The sequence below is a fragment of the Tahibacter sp. genome (assembly GCF_032229445.1).
Taxonomy (GTDB): Bacteria; Pseudomonadota; Gammaproteobacteria; order Xanthomonadales; family Rhodanobacteraceae; genus Tahibacter.
Window position 1 is genome coordinate 8051 of record NZ_JAVTWC010000008.1, and the last position, 21374, is coordinate 29424.

Consider the following 21374-nt stretch of genomic DNA (forward strand, 5'->3'; position numbering starts at 1 on the left):
CTCCCCCTCACCCAACCCTCTCCCCCAAGCGAGCTTGGGGGAGAGGGCTTCGGCTCCCTCTCCCCCGGCCGCGAGGGGAAGGGCTTCTACTCCCTCTCCCCCGACAGCGTCGGGGGAGAGGGTTGGGGTGAGGGGGAGAAGCGCAGGATCGCCGCCATGTGCGGTTGTCGCGCTATCCACAATGCTGCATTTCGCTTCGCTGTCAGACATCCCGACCAGATTCCCCATGACACGCCCCTCAATAGGTCAGGATCAGATTGCCAAGCACGGAGTAATAGAGCGACTTCTGATCGCCATACAGATCCTTGAAGCCGGAGCCGGGCAGCAGCGCTGCGCCGGACAGGCGCACGACGGCGTTCTGCGTCGCGAACGGGCGCCAGATCCACGCGACGGAGACGTCGGTGCCGATGCCGCGGCTGATGTTGGCCTGGTTGCGCGCGGTCTCGAGGATCTCGGTCTTGTCGAACCAGAGCTGGTTGATGTTGCCGGACAGGCGCGACTGCGGCGTCAGGTCGAAGTCCGCGCCGATGCCGATGAGGCGCAGGCCGGGATTGTCGAAGTTCGACTGGCCTTGTTCCTTCGACGGACGCAGGTCCGGCAGCAGGCCGTTGCGCTGTGAGATCGCGACACCGCCGCCGCCGATCAGCGGCACGTTCTGGCGGATCCAGTAGCTGGTGTCCGCACCCGCGAAGATCGGGTTTTCGAAGATGGCGTCGTAGCCGGTGGAGCGGTCGTCGAACGGGTCGTCGTCGCCGGTGGCATAGGCGGCCGACAGGCGCGCGCGGATCCAGTCGAAGTCCATCGACGCCTCGGCGGCGAGAAAGCCCGCGCAGATGTCGGTCTCTTCGGCGACGAATACGCCGGAGGACTGGTCGCCGATCGCGTAATAGCCCGACACCGTGAGGTTCAGCCGGCCGATATGGCCGTCGCCGTTGTAGCCGAGATACGTCACGTCATACGTGCGCGGGAATTCGCGGCCGATGGCGGCGGGGCGCACGATGAAGCCGTTGGAGTCGTAGAACGAGTCGGTCTCGCGGTTGCGGTTGTGGATCACCGTGGCCTGCGAGGTGAAGCCGACGAATGGGAAGTCCTGGCGATACAAGTTGGCGACGAAGATGTCGTCCTTGCGCGGGCTTTCCGTGATGTCGTTGAGGCCGGAGTTGAGGTCTTTCTCCAGGCGCCGGAACCACGCGAAGTTGTATTGCCAGCGATTCGAATCGCGCGTGCCGAAGAAGCGGATGCCGGGCTGGTTGTCCTGGAACAGGAAACCGCGGAAGTCGCTGGAGAACGGCTGTATGCCGATGCGGAAATCGTCGAAGTCGTAGCGCGGACGGTTGCTGGCGTAGTCCCAGGTGAAGAACAGTTCCTGCACGCCGACGAAGCCGTCGTCGCGGGTTTCGCCGAACGTGGGATCGATGGTCAGCGCGCGGGTTTCTTCGGTGCGGACGCGGTTGTAGTTGACCGCGAGCGTGGCCTTGAACTCGTAGACCGGCGGCTTGAACGTGGTGTCGCCCTTGTACAGCACGGCGCTGGCGATGACGGTCTGCGCGGCGATGAGCTGGTCGACGTCGCCGAGCGTGTCGTTGGTGCCGGGTTCGCTCGGCGCCTGCGGCGCGGCGGGCGTGGGCAGGCTGCGCGGCTCGATCAGCGTGTCGGACACGGCGAGCAGGTTGAGGAACCAATCTTTCCCGATGACGGGCTTGTCGGCCTTGAGCTGGTTCTGGTTGTACGGGTCGTACCACGGGTGCTTGAAGCCCAGCGATTCCATGATGCGCCAGCGATCCGGCACGGGCAGGAATTCGCCGACCTGGTCGACCGGCGCGGGATCGACGTTGTCGGGGTTCTGCGGCGGCGATGGCATCCAGCGTTCGTACGGGTGACCGGGACGGCGGCGCGGGATGTCGGACGCGAACGGGTCGTAGGTCGGCGCGGGCAGCAGCTGCGTGAGTTCGAGCCAGTGCAGGCCGACGCTGGATGTGTCGGCGCGGGCCAGGCCCGGCGCGGCGACCACGGCGAGGATCAGCGCGGCGAGCGGGCGCAGTCGGAGATGGCGCATGTCACTTGCCCTCGCAGACGAACTGCTCGGTGGAATTGAGGAACGGCGACTGCGGGCATTGCACGTAGGACAGGCGCGCGCCGGACGGCACGAGCTTGTCGGCACGCAGCGCGACCGGCGCATTGCCGACGCCGGTGTTCAGCGCGACACCGGCGTTGTGCAGGCCGAGGAAGGCGACGAGGTCGCTCTGGTCGGTGCCATCGCCCGACGCGGCGACGCCGCCAACCAGCACGTTGCCGCGATAGACCGGGAAGCCGCCGCCGAACAGCGTGATGCCGTTGGGGATGCGCGGGATGCCGGTGCAGTTGCGGCCCACATCAGGCACGGGCACCGGATTGGCCGGTGTCGGCGCGGGCGCGAGCGCGGCGCCGTCGAGTGTCAGCGCGAGGCCTTTCTGGTTCAGATAGAAGGCGACGTGATTGGCGATCTGGTTGTAGACGAGATCGAGTTCGAGGCCGTCCTGGAACGGGCTCCAGCGCGCGAAGGGCAGGCTCAGCGGACCATTCGGCGTGCCGGGCACACCGTCGGGATAGAACGGTCGCGACAGGTTACCGATGGTGCGCAACGAGTAGGCGATCTGGCCGTCGCTCAAGGCCGTGGGCAGGCCGAGGAAGCCGCGCAGCAGCGGCACGTAGGCGTTCGGCGCGCTCTGCGCGACGGTGAACAGGTCGACGCGGCCGTTGGCGAGATCGAGCGCGGCGCGCAGGTAGCGCGCGTTCGTGGTCGTGGCGATGTCGGCGGCGGTGAAGGTGCCGGAGAAAAACGCGGCGGTGCGCGCCTTCTGCGTGGTCACGTCGACCGCATCGACCAGCGCATCGCGCGAGCGTGCGAGGGCGAGCACGACGCCGTTGCTGTCGACGACGACGACGGTTTCCCCGGCGCGCGAGCCGAGCGGCTTGCGCACCTGGGCGCGCGTGCGGGCGGCGACCTTGAGGGCCTCCTGCACGATGGTGCGGACTTCGGCCTGCGTCAGTGCGGCGGTGCCGTCGGTGCCGGCGCGCGGCGGATAACGGTTGGTGCCGGTGCCGTCGTCGAGCACGAAGGCGTCGAGGCCGGGGTAGTCCGTCGTATCGGGGCGGATGCCGGATTCGACGGTGCCGAGGGCCAGACCGCGCAGCACGACCGGATCGGCGTAGCCGGGTACGCGCAGCAGCGCGCCGTCGGCGGGGGTGAGGCTCGCGAAGGTTGGGGCCGTGGCCGGGTCGCGCGCGAGTTCGGCAAATTCCACATCGGTAAAACGCAGCGTGAGTCCGCCGGCGGTGATGCGGTCGGCGCGGCGGTCCTGCGGTGCGCCGAAGCCGAACGTGGCGGCGAGCGCGACGAATTCGTCGAGGTTGCGGTCGCGGTCGATCGCGTTGTCGTCGAGGCCGTAGGTGTCGTCGGCACCGGCGGCGGCGACCGCGCCGACGGGCACGCCGGCCTTATAGAGCGGAATGCCGCCGGGATCGGGCGACAGGCCGATCGGTGAGCGATGTGGCCCAGCGCCCGTGCCCGTGGTGAAGCGCGCGCTGATGTCCGAGCACGGCAGCTGCGAGAACTGCACGCCGAACAGCGGGCCCGAGGGCGCGGTGATATCGCCGGGGTTGAAGTGTTCCTGCGCGATCTGTCCTGCGGTGCGCGAGGTGAACGCGTTGCCTTCGGACGAGAAGTAGACCGAGGTCAGCGCCTTGGCGATGGCGGCGAATTCGGCCGGGACATCGAGGCCTTCGAGCCCGCCGACGACGCCGCGGCCGGAGCTCACGCGCACCGTGGGCGGCGCGCCGGCCATGGCGTACGCGGCGAGCACGTTGCCGACGCGGTCGACGACGACGAACGTGGCGGGCCTGCCCTGCGCGCGCGCTTCGGCGACGCCCTGGGCGATGACTTTGCGCACGTCGTCTTCCGTGAGGAAGGACTGCGCATTGCCACAGTTGCCACTGCAGCCCGAGTCGCCGTTAACGGGCGGGTTGGGCGGCGGCGCAGTGCCTACAGTGCTGCCGGAATTGCTGCCACCACTACAGGCGGCCAGGGCCAGGCAAAAGCCGGCCAGCATCCAGCGAAACGGCGATCTCCCCATCGCACAATCCTCCGAGTGGCAAGGCGGCGGGGCGCCTGCACAGAGCTCATCAGTGTTTCCCGCGTTCGATACTAACCTAGGAATCGTGCGGTTTGGCGCGGGATGGCGCGTTGCACCGGCCGTGTCAGTTTTCGGTGCTGTCTTGCGTTAGGGGTCCTAATGCGCGCGGCGTGATGCGCCGCCGCGCTGCTGCCGCGGGTCAGGAATGTGATGACGCCGCACCCGGGCATCCGCCCGACGACGCTGGCGCCACCCGGTTCAGGGGGCTCCGCTCCGGCACCCCGGTGGCGGCGGCCAGCCCGGCGCTGAATCGGGCGCGCGAATCGAGCGTGAGCCGCCGGACCGGTCGGCGCGTCGGAGCGGGCTTCGTACGAAGCGCGTAGTGCCCTGCGTGCCGGACCGTGCGCCGAAACCGGTGCTGGGCGTTTTACCCGCCGCCCGGTGCTGGACGGCCGGTGCGTCCCGCGCCGCGCGCCTGGCACGTTCCGGGTGCGTCGCGTCATGAAATCTTGTCCGGACGAAGTCTGCCGGAAGGCAGGTGTCACGCGGATTTCTTCCTGTTATGTTCGGCCGGTCCCTACGCCACGATGTCGAGGCCGGTGCCTGCGGAGTCTGCGCCGGAATGCTCGAGCCCGTGAAGCGGCGGACCACGTGTTGTCAGGTCCGATAGCGACCCCTCGCACGGTCGCGATGTCGCCCTGTACACGTGTGAACTTTTCTCATACGCAGGGGTAGGGCGAACTATGACATTCAGCAGATCAGGCAAGCGCACCGCGCTTGTGGCCGCGATAGCGGCCGTCGTTTTCAGCGCCGGGGTATCGGCGAACGATGCGGGCGGGGTGGCGGCAACGCATGCGGCATTGCCGCTCGCCGCCGTCGACGCGGGCACGCGCACGCGCTACATCATCGGGCTCAAGGAATTGCCGCTCGCACTGGCCGACGCGATCCCGCGCCGCGACGATCGTCGCCTCGCGCTCGAGTCGCTGCCGGCGCAGAGCTATCTCGCGCAGTTGCGCGCGCACCAGGACGAAGTGCTGTCGGATGCCTCGGCGCTGCTCGGCCGTCCGCTGCCGACGCTGATGCGTTTCCAGCACGCGTACAACGGCCTCGTCGTCGAACTCACCGCCGCGGAAGCCGAGCAGCTCGGCCAGCTGCCGCAGATCGCGCGCATCGAAGCCGACGGCGAATACCAGCTCGACACCGACCGCGGTCCGGTCATGATCAACGCACCAGCCGTCTGGGACGGTACCGGCACGCCGGGCAACCTGGCGTCCAAGGGCGCCGGCGTCGTCGTCGGCATCATCGACAGCGGCCTGAATGTCGCCAGCCCTGCCTATGCGGCCATGGGCAGCGACGGCTATGCGCATACCAATCCGCTGGGCGCTGGTACGTATCTGGGCTGGTGCAATCCGTCCAACCCGAACCATGTGGCCGGCCGTGACGTCTGCAACGACAAGCTGATCGGCGGCTGGGACTTCATGGATGCGCTGGCGGTTTCGCCGAACACCGAAGCACGCGGCTTCGAGGACGAAGGCGGACACGGCTCGCACACGTCCAGCACGGCGGCCGGCAACGCGCGCCAGGTCACGTTCAACGGCATCACCCGCGATGTCTCCGGTGTCGCGCCGCACGCCAACGTCGTGATCTACGACGCGTGCTATACGAGCACCAGCGGCGGCCAGTGTCCGTTCTCGGCCACGACCGCATCGGCCGACCAGGCGGTGGCCGACGGCATCATCGACGTGCTGAGCTACTCGATCGGCGGGGGCAACCAGCCGTGGAGCGACACGACGTCGTTGTCCTTCCTCGCCGCGCAGAACGCCGGCATCGTCGTCGTGGCCTCGGCCGGCAACTCCGGCCCGACGCCGGGCACGGTCGGTCACCAGGAACCCTGGACGATCACGGTCGGCGGCACCATGCACGACCGCGTGTTCGGCTTCAATTTCTCGCTGACCGCGCCGGCGGCGCCGCCAGCGAATACGCAGAACATCACGGTGCGGCCGGGCGGTGCGCCGATCGCGACGGCCACGCTGTCGGGACCGATCATCCAGAGCCCGAACTTCGCCAACGGCGCGACCGACGGCTGCGCGGCCTATCCGGCCGACACCTTCCGCCGCGGCGGCATCTCCGGCATCGCCGTGCTGCGCCTGGACAGCGTGACCAGCGCCTGCGCGAGCGGCGCGCGCCGTACCGCGGCGCTGAATGCCGGCGCTTCCGGCGTGATCTTCATCGACGTCGCGCCGCTGAACCTCGGCGCCAGTGCGACGAGCTACTCGATGCTGCTGAAGGACTGGAACAATGTCGCGACGCACATTGCGACGGACCCGAATGTCGCCGAGGCGACGATCGCAGTACCGCTGACGGCGGGTCCGGGCACGGCCGATGCGGTGTACTACTCGACCTCGCGCGGACCGGGCAGCTTCAACCCGGGCCTGCTCAAGCCGGACCTGGCAGCGCCTGGCGTGGAAATCCTCGCCGCCTGGACGCGCTGGGCCTCGGCGGCTCCGGCGCCCTACGGCGGTGCGGTCAATCCGGCCAACAACGCGATCGCCAACGTGATCAGCGGTACGTCGATGGCGGCACCGCACGTGGCCGGCTCGGCCGCGCTGCTGCGGTCGCTCAACCGGTCGTGGACGCCGGCACAGATCAAGTCGGCACTGACCACGACGGCCAAGCCCGACCTGATGGAAGTCGACGGCGTGACGCCGACGACGCCGTTCGCGACGGGCGCGGGCCGCATCGACGTGGCGCGCGCGAGCCGCGCGGGCCTGGTGCTCGACGAGACTGGCGTGAACTACCTCGCGGCCAATCCGGCCAACGGCGGCAATCCGTCGCAGCTGAATATCGCGAGCTTCCAGAATCTGGCCTGCGTCGGTACCTGTACGTTCCCACGCACGGTCAGGAGCACGCGTACCGCGCCGGTCACCTGGACCGCATCGGTCAGCGGCTTCACCGCCGGTGTCGTCACGATTTCGCCGGCGTCGTTCACGCTGGCCAATGCGGCGACGCAGCCCATCACGCTGTCGGCCAATTCGCCGCTGCTGCCACCGGGCCAGACCGTGTTCGGCGAAGTCGTGCTGACGCCGAACAACGCGACCATCCCGGTCGCGCGCATGCCGATCGCGCTGCGTGCGGCGCCGCCGGAAATCGACGTGACACCGACCGCGCTGTCGGCCACGGTCGACACCGGTGACGCCGTGACCCGCAACCTCACGATCGCCAACCTCGGCAATCCCACGATCAACTGGGACGTGGACAACACGGGTACCGCGCCATTGACGCTGCAGACGCAGACCTACGACGGCATCCGCGGCAACGCGTCGAACTTCTTCACCGGCGCCAACGGCGGCTTCTACCAGACCGAGGACATCGTTTCGCCGGATCCGGCCACGCTGCGCACGGTGGATGTCGCCGGCTTCATGACCGGCACGGGCGGCACGCTGCAGGCCACCGCGACGGCCATCACGGTGAAGCTGTACGCCGATGCGGCAGGCCAGCCGGCGGGCAACCCGGATGCGGGCGCGGCGGGTGAGCTGTATTCGTGTGCGCGTACGCCGGCCGGCCCGAACAGCGGTGGCCTGACGTTCCGTACGGTCGACGGTTCGGCCTTCAGCGTGAACCTCAACGACGCGGCCAGCGCCGGTTGTCCGGCACCGCCTGCCTTGGCGGCCGGCGTGCGCTACTGGGTCGTCGTGTACGCGACCGTCCCCGGTGCGGCGACCGCCCGTCGCTGGATCCTCGGTCGCGCGACTTCGACGAATGGTCTGGCACCGATGTCGTTCACGTCGACCACGCTCGGTGGCAACGCGACGTGGACGGCGCTGACGCCGGTCGCCGGACCGCCGCCGTCGCTGGCTGCGCTGGCGATCAGCGTCTCGACCAACGTCAACTGCGATGCCCCGTGGCTCAGCGCGGCACCGAACTCGGGCTCGCTCGGCGTGGCCGAGTCCAACCCGAGCGTCATCACCGCGAATGCGACCGGTCTGGCCGTCGGCAACTACCGCGGTTTCGTCTGCGTCGATTCCAACGGTGCTGACGCCGACGAACCCAAGGTCGCCGTGCCGTTCGCGCTCGAAGTGACCGAGGTGCTCGATCGCATCTTCGAAGACGACTTCGAAGCCGCGCCGGGCGGTTAAGCACGGTCGACGCGTCCGCGCTTCGGCGCGGGCGCGTCGTGGATCGGAAAAACAAAGGCCGCCGGTGATCCCGGCGGCTTTTTTGTGGGTTTGCCGTGGCGTTGTCCGTGGTGTCGTGCGGTTAGGGAGTGCCCGGCAGAGCCGGAGGGGATCGGTTCTGTGGAACCAGCGCCGCCCCGGTGTGGAACCCGAGGCGGCGGGGAAGGGTGATCCGTTGCGAAGACGTCAGTCGTCTACGCCGGATCCGCGATCACTCGGTCATGCCCAGGGCTGAAACCGAAACAGAATTCCAGCCACTCCATGTGCCATTGACGAGGACGCGCGTATAGATCGTCTGGCCGTCGCCCGATACCAGATGGAACTTCGGATAGCCTTCCGGCGTGACGCTCTGGCTCAGACTCTTGGCGGTTTCCAGCCCTGGAATGCCGATCTGGTTGATGGCTCCCGCGAACCACCCTGTCGGTACCTGCGTGACCTTGTCGATCTTCCGGAAGTACTGGGTGCGGCCATCGTCGCTGACGACGATATCCTTCAGCTGGTTGCCGATCGCGGCATCGGGTCCCGTGCGATCAAAGCTGCGAATCCTGCTGACGCCCGGAATACCGAGGCTGGCCACGCTCGCCGTGCGTACCGGGCCCCAGGCACCGTTGATGAAGGTGCGCGAGTAAATGGTGTCGCCGGCGCGATTGACGAAATATTGCTTCGGCTTGTTCTCGGCGTCCGGTCCCTGACTGAAGGAACGCACCGCGCCGAGGCCGATGGCGTTGACGCTGAGCAGGTTGGTCCACGCTCTCCAGCCGCCGTCGTAGTAGCGCTGCACGAGTTGCTTGCCGTCCGACGTGATGGCGACCTGCTTCACCCGGTTGCCGGATTCCACGTCGGGGCTGGCCTGGTCGAAGGCGCTGACACTCATGACCGGAATGCCGGGGCCGCCGGTCGTCGGCGGAGGCAAGGCCGTACCGATGCGGAGGCTCGGATCAGGCCACTGGCGCAGAACGCCGGTGGGCTCCAGGCCGTACAGGCGCTTCAGCGATACCCGCACGGAATCCAGCGAGCCCACTGCGATGTAGGTGGCGTTGTCGACCCAGCGTCTGCCGGCAGGATCGCCCCAGCTGCGGGTCGCGGTGAGTTTCGAGGTATTGAAGTTGCTGTTGCCGAACAGCGGGGTGAAGTCGAACATGTGGGCGCGGTACTGGAAGTCTCCGCCCTGGCTCTCGAACGGCGACCACATGCCAATGGCATGATTTCCGTCCTGGGTCGCGAAAATGAGCGGTACGTTGCTGGCCTCCTGCTCCACCGTCGTGCTGCCCTGGATATAGCTGCGAATCGGGCGATGCTCCCAGGTTTCGCCCGTGTGGGGATCCATGCGGTAGTGGCGCACAAACGGCGCGCGCAGGTAGATGGTCGGAATTTCCGCGTAGATCTGCTCATAGTTGCCGACCAGTTGCATTTGGCCGGTGTAGCGGATGACCTTGGCGTCGCCGGGCATGCCGACTTGTATCTGCTTCGTGAAAAGGTCATCAGCGACGATTGCTTCGCCGCATACGGCGGCGAGCCAGTGCGCACCGAAGGTACTGGTCTGCCAGGTGCCTGCTCCCACCTGGCCTGCATGCAGCACCGAACTGCTGGTGGGGCCACTGCCGTCGGCACTGCTGCCCGCCTCGGTCGGCATGCGGCACTCGGTTCCAGGCCGCAGCGCGACAGCCATCTGCATCTGCCGGCCGTGATCGTCATTGTTGATGTACTCGACACCGCCGTAGCGAAGACTCGCGATGGCCCCGGCGAAACGGGCGTGGGCTTCCATCTGGATGAACTCGTTGCCGAACTGCGCATCGCCCCAGCCGGGGCCCGAGGTTCCATAGGGGCCGGCCGGCATTAGCGTCTCATCGCCCAGATGGGGCGATGCGATGCAGGATGTTGCACTGATTGCGAAAATCAGCGCGGTAATCCACGCAGGCTTGCGTGGCGAAAGACTCAGAGGATTGTTGGACATGTGTAGAACACTCAAATGCCTCACATGAGGCATTGGCGCAGTACGCACATTCGTCGCCAATCATCTCAGCCACTGCCCGACTTTCTTCCTGCCTTTTCATGAGCGGTGTCGAGATGGGTGGCGCGCACGCCGGCGTGCTTGCCGGCGATCCAGATGCGCAGATGCGCAATCTCGGAACACGTTGCTGTGCGCGCGGAGTCTGATAGTCTCCGCCGATTACTGCCGACACCCGCGATAGCGCAAGCCTCAGACCGATCTCTGGCAATGGACATCAGCCACTACGCGCGCGTGAAGCGCGAGTTCGAGCGCATCAGCGAACTCAACGACGAACGGCGTCGGGTCGAGCTCGATACGCTGGATCGCAGCAATCCCCCGTTGGTCGCGGAGCTTCGTCGCTTACTGGACGCTGCGTTGCGAGAAATGCGCAGTCTCGATGGCGTTGTTCGGGACGTGCATCCGCGCTTTCCCCGTTACCGCGTTGTGCGGGAGATTGGCCGGGGCGGCATGGGGAGAGTGTGGCTATGCGACCGGGATGACGGCACGTTTCGTGGACAGGTCGCGGTAAAGCAGATCGATCGCGAGGTGTGGAGCGAGGCCGACGAACGGCGTTTCCTGCGCGAGCGGCAAATCCTGGCGGAACTGGACCATCCCAATATCGCGCGGCTGATCGACGGCGGGCGCGACGAGCGGGGCCGGCCGTTTCTGGTCACGTGGTTCGTCGATGGTCTGTCGATCACGCGGCATTGCGACGTTGCGGGTCTGGGGTTGCGGGCACGACTGGCACTTCTTCGAAAGCTCGCGGAGGCCGTGGCCCACGCGCATCGGCAGCTGATCGTGCATCGTGACATCAAGCCCGGCAACGTGCTCGTCGATTCGAAAGGCGAACCGCGTCTGCTCGATTTCGGCATCGCTGCCGTGCTCGACGGCGAGTCGACAGCAACAGCCGCCGGCGATGCGGCTCCGTTGACGTTGCGATATGCAGCACCCGAGCAGATCCTCGGCGAGCGGGCCGCGATGGCCTGCGATATCCACGCGCTGGGTTGCCTGATGTATGAGTTGCTTGCCGGTGAACCGCCACACGCAGGCATCGGTCCCGCGGCATTGACGCATGCCATCGTCCATGTGATGCCGCCAGCGCCGTCCACGGCCGCGCGGCGGCTCGGCCGGACGGTGCCCTCGCGCGACATGGATGCCGTTTGCCTGCGCGCATTGCGCAAGCGTCCGCAAGAACGGTACCTCAGCGTGGACGAGTGGGCCGCGGACCTGGATCGCCTGCTGGCGGGCGAGCCGGTGCGGGCACGTCGTGGAGAGGCCGGCTATGCGGCCCGGCGATGGTTGCGGCGACGCTGGCCCTGGCTGGCTTTCGCCGGCGTGCTCGTCACGCTGGTGATCTTTCACCTCGTGAGCATCAATCAGCAGCTTGCTGCGGTAGCGCTGGAGCGTGATCGCACCGCTGAGCTGGCTGACTTCACCTTGACGCTGTTTCAATCCGCGAAGCCGGCTGAAATCCGCGAGGGCCGGATCAGCGCGCTGACGCTGCTCGACCAGGCGGCTGAGCGCCTCGACGGTGCTGAGGCCGACGATCTTCGGCCAGAAGTGCGCGCGGCGTTGGTCGCGACACTGGGGCATGTCTACTTCGAGATCGGACTACGCGATCGTGCGGCCCGTCACTTCGAGCGCGCCGTCGGGCTGTTCGAGAAGGCTGTGCCGCTGCCGGAGGACGACATTGCGCTGCATCAACGCTATCTCGCCATGGCGCTGTATGGCCTGGGACAGTCGGAAGATGCGCTTGCCTGGGTAGAAAAGGCGCTGGCGCGTCGCCAGGCCATCGGCGACAGCGGCAGCCTCATCGTCGCCGGACTCGATCGCGCCGCTGCGCTCTATTCATCGTCGCTGGAGCAGCTGGACCGTGCGCGCGATCACTATGCCAAGTCCATCGACGCCCTCGAGGCGCATCTGCCCGGCACGCGCAACGATCTTGCCATCACGCTGGGCAATGCCGCGGACCTGGATTTCATGCTGGGACGTCTGGACGATGCGGAGCGACGCTTGGCGCGCGCGACGGAGCTGCTCGATCCGTCCAGTTCGACGTTTTACCGCAATAGCCTTTTTCTCCGACGGATGTCGGCGAAGTTGCTCGGTGCGCGGGGCCGGCACGACGACGCGTTGGCGATGATTCACGAGGCGCGAAAGGACGCTCGCGCGCAGATGGGAAAGGATCATCCCGATCTGCTCTTGTTCGCTCATGACGAAGGTCTGTTGCTGATGCGTGCGGGCCGACTGAAGGCGTCGGGCGAAGCCTTCGACGAGGCACTCGCCGTGGGCTCGGGGCCGGATGCCCAGGGAGCACGGCGAGTGCTGGGAGTGAGAGCTTCGCGCGCGCGCTGGCTCATCGCCCAGGATCGGTTTCCCGACGCCGCCGAGGAACTCACCGTGGTGCTGGCAGAGCGTGCCAGAACGCCGCAACGTGATCGCCGCGGCCAGGCGCAGGAACAGGCCGCACTTGCCTACGCGCAGTGCCGGTTGGGCGTTCCGGGCGCGCGCCGTCGATTGGCCGAGGCCGTCCGTTCACCGGACGCGCGCAGCGCCTCGCTTCGGCCGGGCGTGGCCGATGATTTTGCCGCGTGGTCGGCGGCGTGTGACGCGATGGGTGAAGGCGATAGTCCTCAGCCTGGTGCCGCGCCGACGTAGCAACGCCAATGTCCACGAGCAACGCAGGCGGGCCACCCGCGGGAAGCGGCGTCGCACCCCTTACAACTGCTTCAACTGCAACGTCGTCGACTGGTGGTAGCGATGGCATGCGATGCAGGTGCTGGCCACCTTGCTGCCACCGGATTCGCCGGCGTGGCATTGGCGGCAGTTGGCGAGATCGGGGATCAGCAGGTCGGTTGCACTCTTGGATTCCGCGGCCTTGTGGCAGTCGTTGCAGTTCATCGTCGAATGCTTGGCGTGGGTGAAGCGTGCCTCGCCGTACCAGATGCCGGCGACGCGCACGGGCGCGATCTGCCAGCCGCCGCCGGGCACGTTCGCGGGGCCGCTCGGACGCGTGACGGTGTGGCAGGTCACGCAGGCGCGGCCGGTGAAGACGCTGTCGGCGACCTGGCGCGATTTGTTGCGTGCCCAGCTCAAGGCTTCGATCGTTTCCTGCTGGCTCAGCGGCTGGTCGCCGGGACGCCCGCGCTGCTGCACGAAGCCGGGTGCGCTGGTTTCGGTATAGCCGCATTCGAGCGCGCGCTTGGCGTAGTAGTCGTCGAGCATGTACACGACTTCGGCGGCCCTTGGCATGCGGAACCTGGCGGTCCGGTGCGAAGCTACAACGTGCTGGGCGAACTGGTGACGCAAACCGATGCGCGCCAGGTCAGGACCACCATCGTGCAACGCGACGCGCTGGGCCGCGTGCTGCAGCAACAACGTGAACCGCTGATTCCCGTCGTGCCCACCCCCTGCGTCAGAATAGTTGTCGCCCCGATAAACTCACCAAGCTGGGGCGAAGGAAAGTAGAACGTGGCTCGATACGGACAAGCGTTTAAAGATCGGATGCTGGCGCGGTTGCTGCCACCGGAGAGTGCGGATGTGAATGTGGTATCGCGGGAGGCTGGTGTTTCGGCAGAGACGTTGGAGCGCTGGCGGAGCGAGGCCTTGTCGAAGGGCCAGAAGAGCGGAGGCTGGACGGCCGTCGCGCGCTTTGAGGCAATTCTGGCGACGGCAGGAATGAGCGAGGAAGACAAGGCGGCGTGGTGTCGTCGACAAGGGATTTTCCCCAGTGAGCTTGCCCCTACTTCTCGGACGCCTGGAAAAGCGATTCACCGTCGCCAGTCGCGTAGAGTTGAAATGACCAGCAAGAAGGTAGCGCCTGAGTTGGAGCGCGAGCACTTCAGCGCGGAGTTGAACGAGCAAGCACTGCTGCGTGCCGTGAAGGACGGTGGCCGGGGCGCTTCCACTGACTTTTCTACGAAATTCAGGGTCGACAGAGGAGGTCAGCAATGAGGACAGGCACTCCACGATCTGCCGTCGACGTTCTTGGGCTTGAGTACGACTGGCTGGGTTGTGATGAGAGCGGCTGTGTTGCTCTGTTCAGTACGGCTGGATCTGGTTACGCGCCTGGAGCATTCCTCGACGACACCGATGCCCATGACAGAGCGATCGAGGCGATACTTGCTCTCCCTGCATCCACGGAAGCAAGGTTTTTCCCGGATTTGTCTCCCGGGCTCGTCAACACGTGGCGGCTGGTTGCTGAGCGAGGACTCTATGCTTATGACTGCGATCCCAATGGTGGGCCATACCGTCACGTCGCATCACCAGCGAATCCCGCTCGGATAGGAACCTTCCCAGCCATTGTGGTCGACGCAGCCGTTCCGCTTACACGCTCGCTGCGCTTTGAATTCCTAAGCGTCGTTTCAACTGAAGTGCTGCAAGCCAACGATGTTCCGTAAATGAAGCCGCGCGCTTCAACGGCCACGAGCATCCCGACGACGCGCCTGATCATAGGAACAGGCATCGCGACCGTGTATGCGGATGGCACGCCGTTGAAAGGTGTCAGTCCCTCAACCCCAGGCTTTCAGCGATGAGCAAACAACCCACGAATAGCGGACTTTTGATTGCGTCGCAGGAAAATCGCCCAGCCTGGTAAAGCAAGGCCGCGCTGTAGCAGAGCTTGCTGGGTATTGGACCCTTTTCTGCGATTCCGCCCGGCCGTTCTTGCTAGAGATCCTCGACCGAGACGCCGTTTTGTTTCGCCAGCGCCAGAAGCGGCCCGATCGCGCCGGCACGCTCGACGATGCTGAGCGGTATGCAGTGGGCGCACTGGCGCGAGAAGAAGAACAGCAGGAACCCGCCAGAACGCGTGACCCGCGAAATTGCCGGCCAGCGATGGGTGATTTCGTACGTCGTGGCCGAAACATGGATGCCGAGATCGTCGAAGGTGTAGGTGAACGGCTCACGCATCTGCGGGTTGAAGTGCGTTAGCAGCGTCGAGATGACGAGCATGACCGGATAAAACAGCAGGGCTACCAGCATCAGGATTCCGGTATCCCAGCCCAATGGCCGTCCCTTGGCCAGCATGAAAACGAGGAACGACAGACCCAACACTGGCCAGACAAGGGCAGCGGCGATAGCGCGCTTGCTGTACGGGGTTAGCACGATGGCCGCGCGGAAGCGATCCCCCAGCGAGAAGGGAAATGACAGCGTGATGGCCTGCGACGGGTTTTCCATGGCGCCTCGATGGTGGACGAAGCCGGGCAGCGATACGCATCCGGCAGCAACGGTAGCCTGAAGCTGCTGTCTGGCGAGTGCGCGCAGCCGATGGCGATCTTCGCGACGATAGCAAAGCGGTCGCAGTTAGCGAATACGACGGCGAGACAAGGTGCGACACGCCGCCCCGCTGCCCTGCTCGGGTGCAGCGATGCGCAGAACGGTGGCGTCAGAGCTGCTTGAGCTGCAACGTCACCGACTGGTGATACCGATGGCACGCGATGCAGGTGCTCGCGACCTTGCTGCCGCCGGATTCGCCGGCGTGGCACTGGCGGCAGTTGGCGAGGTCGGGGATCAGCAGGTCGGTCGCGGTTTTGGATTCCGCGGCCTTGTGGCAGTCGTTGCAGTTCATCGTCGAGTGCTTGGCGTGGGTGAAGCGCGCCTCGCCGTACCAGATGCCGGCGACGCGCACGGGGGCGATCTGCCAGCCGCCGCCGGGCACGTTGGCGGGGCCGCTCGGACGCGTGACGGTGTGGCAGGTCACGCAGGCGCGGCCGGTGAAGACGCTGTCGGCGACCTGGCGCGATTTGTTGCGTGCCCAGCTCAGGGCTTCGATGGTTTCCTGCTGGCTCAACGGCTGGTCGCCGGGACGCCGGCGCTGCTGCACGAAGCCGGGTGCGCTGGTCTCGGTATAGCCGCCTTCGAGCGCGCGCTTGGCGTAGTAGTCGTCGAGCATGTAGACCACTTCGGCGACCTTGGCATGCGGTACCTGTCGGTCCGGCGCGAAGGTGTCGAAGCCCAGCGTGTGACAGTCGTGGCACATGGTTTCGAAATTCACCGGCTTCATCGCGAGGCCGCCGGCGTCCGGCACGTGGCAGGTCGCGCAGTCGAGCGTGCGGCGGCCGCTTGGCGCGTTGAGGTCGGGTTTCAGGTGCAGCGCGTGGTCGAACTTGAGGCCCGAGTTTTCCTTGAGGCCGGGGGTGAGCCGCGTGAGCTGCGGCGCGAACGCGCCCTGTGCGTCCCAGGCCGGCAGGCGTACGCGGAACTCCGGATGCGCGGTGGCGAAATCGGTCGCGTCGGCGAGCTGGCTCGCGTCCTTGGTGCGTGCTTTCAGATCGGTATGGCAGTCACTGCACAGCGACTGGTCGGTGTTGACCATGCCGTCGAGGCCCAGATGGTCCTGGTGGCAGCTGCCGCAGCGCGCCTCGCCGAGTGCGGGCAGGTTGAAGCGCGCCGGATCCGCGTGCGCGGCCATGCGCGTGTGGCAGGTCGTGCAGGCATCGTCGCGCACGGTCAGGAATGGCGTCTGGTGGCATTGCTTGCAGTCGTCGCCGAAGAAGCGGTGCGCGGCGTCGAGCGGTCCGGGATTCCAGCTCGCCGTCGTCGGCAGACCGCTGTGCGCGATGACGCGGCCCAGCGGCGGAATGAAATGCGTGGCGGCCGGCAGCAGCAGGCCGAACACGAGCACGAGCAGGAACAGGACCCACGACGGAAAGCGCTTGCCGATCCAGGTTTCCTTGAGCGAGGTCGGCTTGGCGCGCTTGGCCTTGACGGCTTCCTGTTCGGCCTTGTCGAGCGCGCTGATTTCGACCGCGGCCTCGAAGTCGCGCGGCGGATCGAGCAGCACGATGCGCGTGGAGGCGATCTCCACGGTCGCGCCAGCGCCGACGGTGGTCGCGTAGGTCAGCTCGCCGTTGACGCGGATGCCGGCGAGGATCAGCGACTCGACCTGGTAGCGACCCGGGCCCTGCGATGTCACGCGCGCGTGGTTGAGCGCGGCGCGGATGTCGGAAAGGAAAATCGCCTGGTCGGCGGCGCGTCCGATCGACAGTACGTCACCAAAGTGCACGTCTTCCTCGTAGGAGACGGCGCCCTTGCCTTGCTTGAGAACCCGGCGGATCAGCCAGCGCATCGGTGTACTCCGCCTACCAGTAGAAGAAGACCGACACGACGTGCGCGAACAGCGCGGCGACGGTCGCGAACGACAGCGGCACATGGACGTACAGCCAGATCTCCATCAGCGCCTGGTACTGGATGTCGCGCGCGACGCGCGAGGCGAGCGACTTCTTGCGCGACAGCAGGTCGATGAGCTTGCGCAGCGCCTCGGCCTGGCGGTCGTTGGTGCCGCTGGCGAGGAAGTCGACCATGGCGAAGATGGTCTGGCCGGACTTGGCGCCGGTCGCGGCCTGGTTGGATTTCTCGCGCGCCGCCAGCGCGGCGCGGATGCCGGCCAGCGCCGCGTCGGAGTCGTCGCGCGCACGAAGTTGCGTCAGCACGCCGCCGCCCAGGCGCGTATTCTGGATCGAGCGCAGCACGACACCGTGGACCTTGGGATCGATGCCGTCGGCCAGCGCTAGCGCGTTCTGGTCGAGTTCGGCGATTTCCTCGAGCATGTTGCTGCGCGTGGCGCTTTCGCGGTTGCGCGTCATCAGCGTCGGATAGCGCAGATAGCAGTAGACGCCGAAGAAGCCGGAGAAGATCACCAGCAGCATGAGCACGAGGAAGAAGGTGTGCAGGTTCCAGCCGACCTGGAAGCCCGCATGCAGCAGCGCGATGAGGATCAGTGTCGTGCCGAGGTAGACGTGCGCCGACAGCCAGCCGCGCAGGCTGGACGAACCCGAGTACGAGCGCTTGCGGATGCCGAAGAACATCAGCCAGAGGATCAGCAGTCCGGCGATCGTGCCGAGCGTGTAGCCGAGCCAGGTGCCGCCGTTGGGCGGTACCGACGGCGAATGCCAGGCGTAGGCGATCAGCGACACGAGCGACAGGCCCAGCGAGATCCACAGCCAGCGCGAGCCGGCGTGATTGAGGATGGATTCGTGGCGGGCGTTCATGCGCGGAGCCTGCCGCGGTGTGGTGCAGGTCTTCCGCGCGTTCGTGCGGCGTCGATCAAAAGATTCATGGTTCGTCCACCGGGAAGCGGCGTTGGAGCGAGGCGCGGATCTGACGCAGCACGACGTGGCCGAGCGCGGTCAGGCCCGTGCCCGCGACGAAAGTGAACGCGACGAACTGCCAGTACTTCACGGGTTCTTCGGCGCGCAGGATGACGGTGCTGTGTCCCTTGCCAGCGAACATGACGGCGCCGAGCATCAGTTGCAGCGCGCCGATCACGAGCAGGAAGATGCCGGCGGCGCGCAGGACCTGCCAGCGTGCAACGGAATCTTTGGCCTCGTGCTCGGCGCGATCGCGCAGCACCCGTATCGTCTTGCGCCGGCCTTCGGCGACAGGATCGGCCGCGGCCGGGGTCGGGTAGAACGACTGGCCGCAGGCCGTGCAGCGCTGTAGCTGCGCGCCGGCCATGATCTGCGAGGCGGCGCAATGCGGGCAGGAGGCCGTGCGTTCGTTCATGCGCGTGTCCGTCGACCACGCTCAGCGCCGGCTCTGCGCATAGGCCGGGAACTCCTCGGGCGAAATGCGGATGGCCGCGCCGGTAGGACAGGCGCGCACGCAGGCGGGGCCGCCTTTTTCATCTTTGCACATGTCGCATTTGACGGCCTTCTTCTCCTTCGGCTCTTTCTTCTTCTTCGGGTCGTAGGGCGCCTCGCCGGGACCGGGGCCGAGGCCGAGCAGCAGCCAGCTCAGCAGGCCGGGCTTCTTCGGCGGCTTGGAGGCCATGTGGATGACGCCGTAGGGGCAGTTGCGCTCGCAGTTGCCGCAGCCGATGCAGTTGTCCGCGATGTAGACCTCGCCGTTGGGCGCGCGGCGCAGCGCATCGGGCGGGCAGTCCTTCATGCAGTGCGGATGTTCGCAGTGGCGGCACGAGGTCGGCACGTGCACGCTGGCATAGGTCGGGCCGGCCTCGCGGTCCAGGCGCGAGGTGCCGCCGTGGGTTTCGGCGCAGGCTTTCTCGCAGTTGTCGCAGCGCACGCACAGCGACTCGTCGATCAGCAGGATGTCGGTCGCTTCGCCCGCGCCCTGGGCGAGCAGGAACTGGATGATGTCGCCGCCGGCCGGCAGTGCCTGCATGGCGAGGTTGGACGCGGCACGCTGGCGGTATTCGGCCTGCAGGCGCAGCTTCAGCACGGGCATGCGGTTGACGAGTTTCTTGAAGCTCTCGCCGTCCAGGCGCACGGTCTCGGTCGCGATCGCCGCGCGCGCCGTGGCCGAGCGGCGCGATTCGCCGAGCAGCGCCATCTCGCCGACGTAGTTGCCGGCCGGCACGTAGGACAGCACCACTTCCTTGCCGGCGATGCTGCGCGAGATCGTCAGCGACCCCACGCGCACGAGATGCAGGCAATCGCCGACTTCGCCTTCGTTGAACAGCACGTCGCCGGCGGCGAACTTCTGCAGTGTCGCGCCGGCCACCATGTCCTTGAGCTGCTCGGCGCTGGCTTCGGGCGCGAAGCGCGACTGGATCGCGCGCAGGATGAAGACCTCGTCGATCTCGCGCTTGACCGCGGCGACCGAGTTGATCAGCCGGTTCATCGAGCGCCGCGGTGTCTCGATCAGCACGCAGCCGTTGCCGGCCGTGACCGTGGCCGAGCGGCGCCGGCCTGAGATCAGGCCCATCTCGCCGAAGAATTCGCCGCGGCGCAGGGTGATGTGCTGCTTGCCGGCGTCGTCGAGCGCGATGTGCACTTCGCCGTCGACGATGGAATAGAAGCTGTTGGTGTAGTCGTTGCGCGTGAACACGACCTCGCCGGGCTTGGGTGCGCGCAGGTCGGAGTCGAGCATGAACTCGCGCAGCTGCAGCGGCGTGATGTGCGAGAGCACGCGCACGTTCTGCTGGATCCGCGCGAGCGCCTCGTCGACGCCGCGGAAGCCCGGCATGGTGTCGAGCTTGGCCTTGAGCAGCGGCGCGTCGGCGGGTTCCACGCGCTCGCCGCGGATGTATTCGATGACCTCGTAGCCCTGGTTCATGGCCTGCTTGATCAGCGGATAGCCGCCGAGCGCGCCGACGATGTAGAGGCCTTTGACGTTGGATTCGTACTGCGGGCTGATCGCCGGCACCGAGGCCGGGTCCTTGCTCGGGAACACCACGCCGCAGGCTTCGACGAAGCCGCGTGGCGCGGTCGCGCCGAGGCGGCCGATCACGCGGTCGATCAGGATCTGCGCCTTGCCGGCGGTCGTCGACAGGATCATGCGGCCTTTCTTGCGGCCGACGCTGAGCGCGTCGACGCGTTCGGGCGCGGCGTTGTAGTAGCACTCGATCACGCCGTCCTCGATCGCCTTGAGGATGGCCGTCTCGTTGCCTTTCTTGGCGCGGGCGAACTCGTCGCGCCGGTTGATGATGACGACGTTGTTCTGCTTGGCCAGCGCGATCGCGTTTTCGATCGCCGCGTCGCCGGCACCGACGACGACGATGGTCTCGCCTTCGTATTCGTCCGGGTCGTCGAGCTGGTACTGCACGAAGGGCAGGTCTTCGCCGGCCACGCCGAGCTTGCGGATGTTGCCCTGCAGGCCGATGCCGAGGACCACGAACTGCGCCTCGAACACCTTGCCGTTGACGCACTTGAGTTCGAAGCTGCCGTCCTCGCGCTTTTTGATCGCGCTGACCTCGTGGCCGTGGCGGACGTTGATCTTGAGCCGCGCGGCGGCCTCGTCCCAGGCGCCGAGGATGGTTTCGCGCGAGCCCGCCTTGAACGGCACGGGCGAGCGCAGCGGCAGTATCCCGGGCTCGTCCATGACGAACTTGCCCTTCTGGTAGCGGTAGATCGTGTTGGACAGGTGCGGCTCGGCTTCGAGCAGGACATGCGATTCGCCGCGCTCGGCCGCGCGCGCGGCGGCGGACAGGCCGCCTGGCCCGGAACCGACGATGGCTATCCGGAAACGCTCGCTCATTGCTTCCTCGCTGGGTCGGCCTTGCGGCCGCCGGGCTATTGCATCGGGAGCACACCATGGCCCTTGCAGGCCATCGCGCCGCGGGCCGGCGGGCTCCGCCGTCCGCGCGCGCTGACTGTAACGCATAGACGCGGCGTTTCATGACAGGAAACGGCGGGCGCC

General features: G+C 66.8%; 13 protein-coding genes and 1 pseudogene. 5 read left to right on the forward strand and 9 right to left on the reverse strand.

The annotated features are described in order from the left end of the window. Window positions 1–238: 238 nt before the first annotated feature. Both RUU78_RS02240 and RUU78_RS02245 read right to left on the reverse strand, forming a co-directional pair. A complete protein-coding gene (locus tag RUU78_RS02240) occupies window positions 239–2056 on the reverse strand; it encodes a hypothetical protein (protein ID WP_313913238.1) in 1818 nt (605 codons plus the stop codon). A 1-nt stretch (window position 2057) separates the two neighbouring features. Then, window positions 2058–4112, reverse strand: coding sequence for a heme-binding protein (locus RUU78_RS02245; protein ID WP_313913239.1), 2055 nt, complete (start codon window positions 4110–4112; stop codon window positions 2058–2060). A 743-nt stretch (window positions 4113–4855) separates the two neighbouring features. Between RUU78_RS02245 and RUU78_RS02250 the strand changes: the two genes are divergently transcribed. Then, window positions 4856–8248, forward strand: coding sequence for a S8 family serine peptidase (locus tag RUU78_RS02250; RefSeq protein WP_313913241.1), 3393 nt, complete (start codon window positions 4856–4858; stop codon window positions 8246–8248). A 250-nt stretch (window positions 8249–8498) separates the two neighbouring features. Here the strand turns inward: RUU78_RS02250 and RUU78_RS02255 are convergent, their stop codons facing one another. Next, window positions 8499–10241: a hypothetical protein gene (locus RUU78_RS02255; protein WP_313913243.1), complete on the reverse strand. Its 1743-nt coding sequence runs from the start codon at window positions 10239–10241 to the stop codon at window positions 8499–8501. 117 nt (window positions 10242–10358) lie between these two features. Here RUU78_RS02255 and RUU78_RS02260 point away from each other — a divergent pair, with 117 nt between their 5' ends. Next, on the forward strand, window positions 10359–12932 hold the full coding sequence (locus RUU78_RS02260) for a serine/threonine-protein kinase (protein ID WP_313913245.1): 2574 nt from the start codon (window positions 10359–10361) through the stop codon (window positions 12930–12932). 60 nt (window positions 12933–12992) lie between these two features. On the opposite strand, the gene RUU78_RS02265 is transcribed toward RUU78_RS02260, so the two are convergent. Next, window positions 12993–13526 carry a cytochrome c3 family protein gene (locus RUU78_RS02265; protein ID WP_313913246.1) on the reverse strand — a complete coding sequence of 178 codons (534 nt, stop codon included), beginning with the start codon at window positions 13524–13526 and terminating at the stop codon, window positions 12993–12995. 33 nt (window positions 13527–13559) lie between these two features. On the opposite strand from RUU78_RS02265, the gene RUU78_RS02270 reads away from it, so the two are divergent. The 3 genes and pseudogenes from RUU78_RS02270 to RUU78_RS02280 all read left to right on the forward strand — a co-directional run bounded on the left by RUU78_RS02270 (window position 13560) and on the right by RUU78_RS02280 (window position 14674). Beyond that, entirely contained in the window at window positions 13560–13742 is a 183-nt protein-coding gene (locus tag RUU78_RS02270) for a hypothetical protein (RefSeq protein ID WP_313913248.1), read from the forward strand. A gap of 3 nt (window positions 13743–13745) precedes the next feature. Then, a pseudogene (locus RUU78_RS02275) lies at window positions 13746–14012 on the forward strand (transposase); the annotation flags it as partial. A 212-nt stretch (window positions 14013–14224) separates the two neighbouring features. Next, window positions 14225–14674: a hypothetical protein gene (locus tag RUU78_RS02280; RefSeq protein WP_313913251.1), complete on the forward strand. Its 450-nt coding sequence runs from the start codon at window positions 14225–14227 to the stop codon at window positions 14672–14674. A gap of 268 nt (window positions 14675–14942) precedes the next feature. On the opposite strand, the gene RUU78_RS02285 is transcribed toward RUU78_RS02280, so the two are convergent. The 5 genes from RUU78_RS02285 to RUU78_RS02305 all read right to left on the reverse strand — a co-directional run bounded on the left by RUU78_RS02285 (window position 14943) and on the right by RUU78_RS02305 (window position 21212). Continuing rightward, window positions 14943–15452, reverse strand: a complete 510-nt coding sequence (locus tag RUU78_RS02285; RefSeq protein WP_313913253.1) for a YcxB family protein — start codon at window positions 15450–15452, stop codon at window positions 14943–14945. 208 nt (window positions 15453–15660) lie between these two features. After that, on the reverse strand, window positions 15661–17343 hold the full coding sequence (locus RUU78_RS02290; RefSeq protein WP_313913255.1) for a cytochrome c3 family protein: 1683 nt from the start codon (window positions 17341–17343) through the stop codon (window positions 15661–15663). Between the two features lie 13 nt (window positions 17344–17356). Further along, window positions 17357–18265, reverse strand: a complete 909-nt coding sequence (locus RUU78_RS02295; RefSeq protein WP_313913257.1) for a hypothetical protein — start codon at window positions 18263–18265, stop codon at window positions 17357–17359. 64 nt (window positions 18266–18329) lie between these two features. Beyond that, entirely contained in the window at window positions 18330–18779 is a 450-nt protein-coding gene (locus tag RUU78_RS02300) for a hypothetical protein (protein ID WP_313913259.1), read from the reverse strand. A gap of 21 nt (window positions 18780–18800) precedes the next feature. Continuing rightward, window positions 18801–21212: a cyclic nucleotide-binding domain-containing protein gene (locus tag RUU78_RS02305; protein ID WP_313913262.1), complete on the reverse strand. Its 2412-nt coding sequence runs from the start codon at window positions 21210–21212 to the stop codon at window positions 18801–18803. Window positions 21213–21374: the final 162 nt, after the last annotated feature.

Excerpts from the sequence above, each read along its gene's own strand:
- RUU78_RS02240 (WP_313913238.1), bottom strand. The coding sequence starts at position 2,056 with ATGCGCCATCTCCGACTGCGCCCGCTCGCCGCGCTGATCCTCGCCGTG.
- RUU78_RS02245 (WP_313913239.1), bottom strand. The coding sequence starts at position 4,112 with ATGGGGAGATCGCCGTTTCGCTGGATGCTGGCCGGCTTTTGCCTGGCC.
- RUU78_RS02250 (WP_313913241.1), top strand. The coding sequence starts at position 4,856 with ATGACATTCAGCAGATCAGGCAAGCGCACCGCGCTTGTGGCCGCGATA.
- RUU78_RS02255 (WP_313913243.1), bottom strand. The coding sequence starts at position 10,241 with ATGTCCAACAATCCTCTGAGTCTTTCGCCACGCAAGCCTGCGTGGATT.
- RUU78_RS02265 (WP_313913246.1), bottom strand. The coding sequence starts at position 13,526 with ATGCCAAGGGCCGCCGAAGTCGTGTACATGCTCGACGACTACTACGCC.
- RUU78_RS02280 (WP_313913251.1), top strand. The coding sequence starts at position 14,225 with ATGAGGACAGGCACTCCACGATCTGCCGTCGACGTTCTTGGGCTTGAG.
- RUU78_RS02285 (WP_313913253.1), bottom strand. The coding sequence starts at position 15,452 with ATGGAAAACCCGTCGCAGGCCATCACGCTGTCATTTCCCTTCTCGCTG.
- RUU78_RS02290 (WP_313913255.1), bottom strand. The coding sequence starts at position 17,343 with ATGCGCTGGCTGATCCGCCGGGTTCTCAAGCAAGGCAAGGGCGCCGTC.
- RUU78_RS02295 (WP_313913257.1), bottom strand. The coding sequence starts at position 18,265 with ATGAACGCCCGCCACGAATCCATCCTCAATCACGCCGGCTCGCGCTGG.
- RUU78_RS02300 (WP_313913259.1), bottom strand. The coding sequence starts at position 18,779 with ATGAACGAACGCACGGCCTCCTGCCCGCATTGCGCCGCCTCGCAGATC.
- RUU78_RS02305 (WP_313913262.1), bottom strand. The coding sequence starts at position 21,212 with ATGAGCGAGCGTTTCCGGATAGCCATCGTCGGTTCCGGGCCAGGCGGC.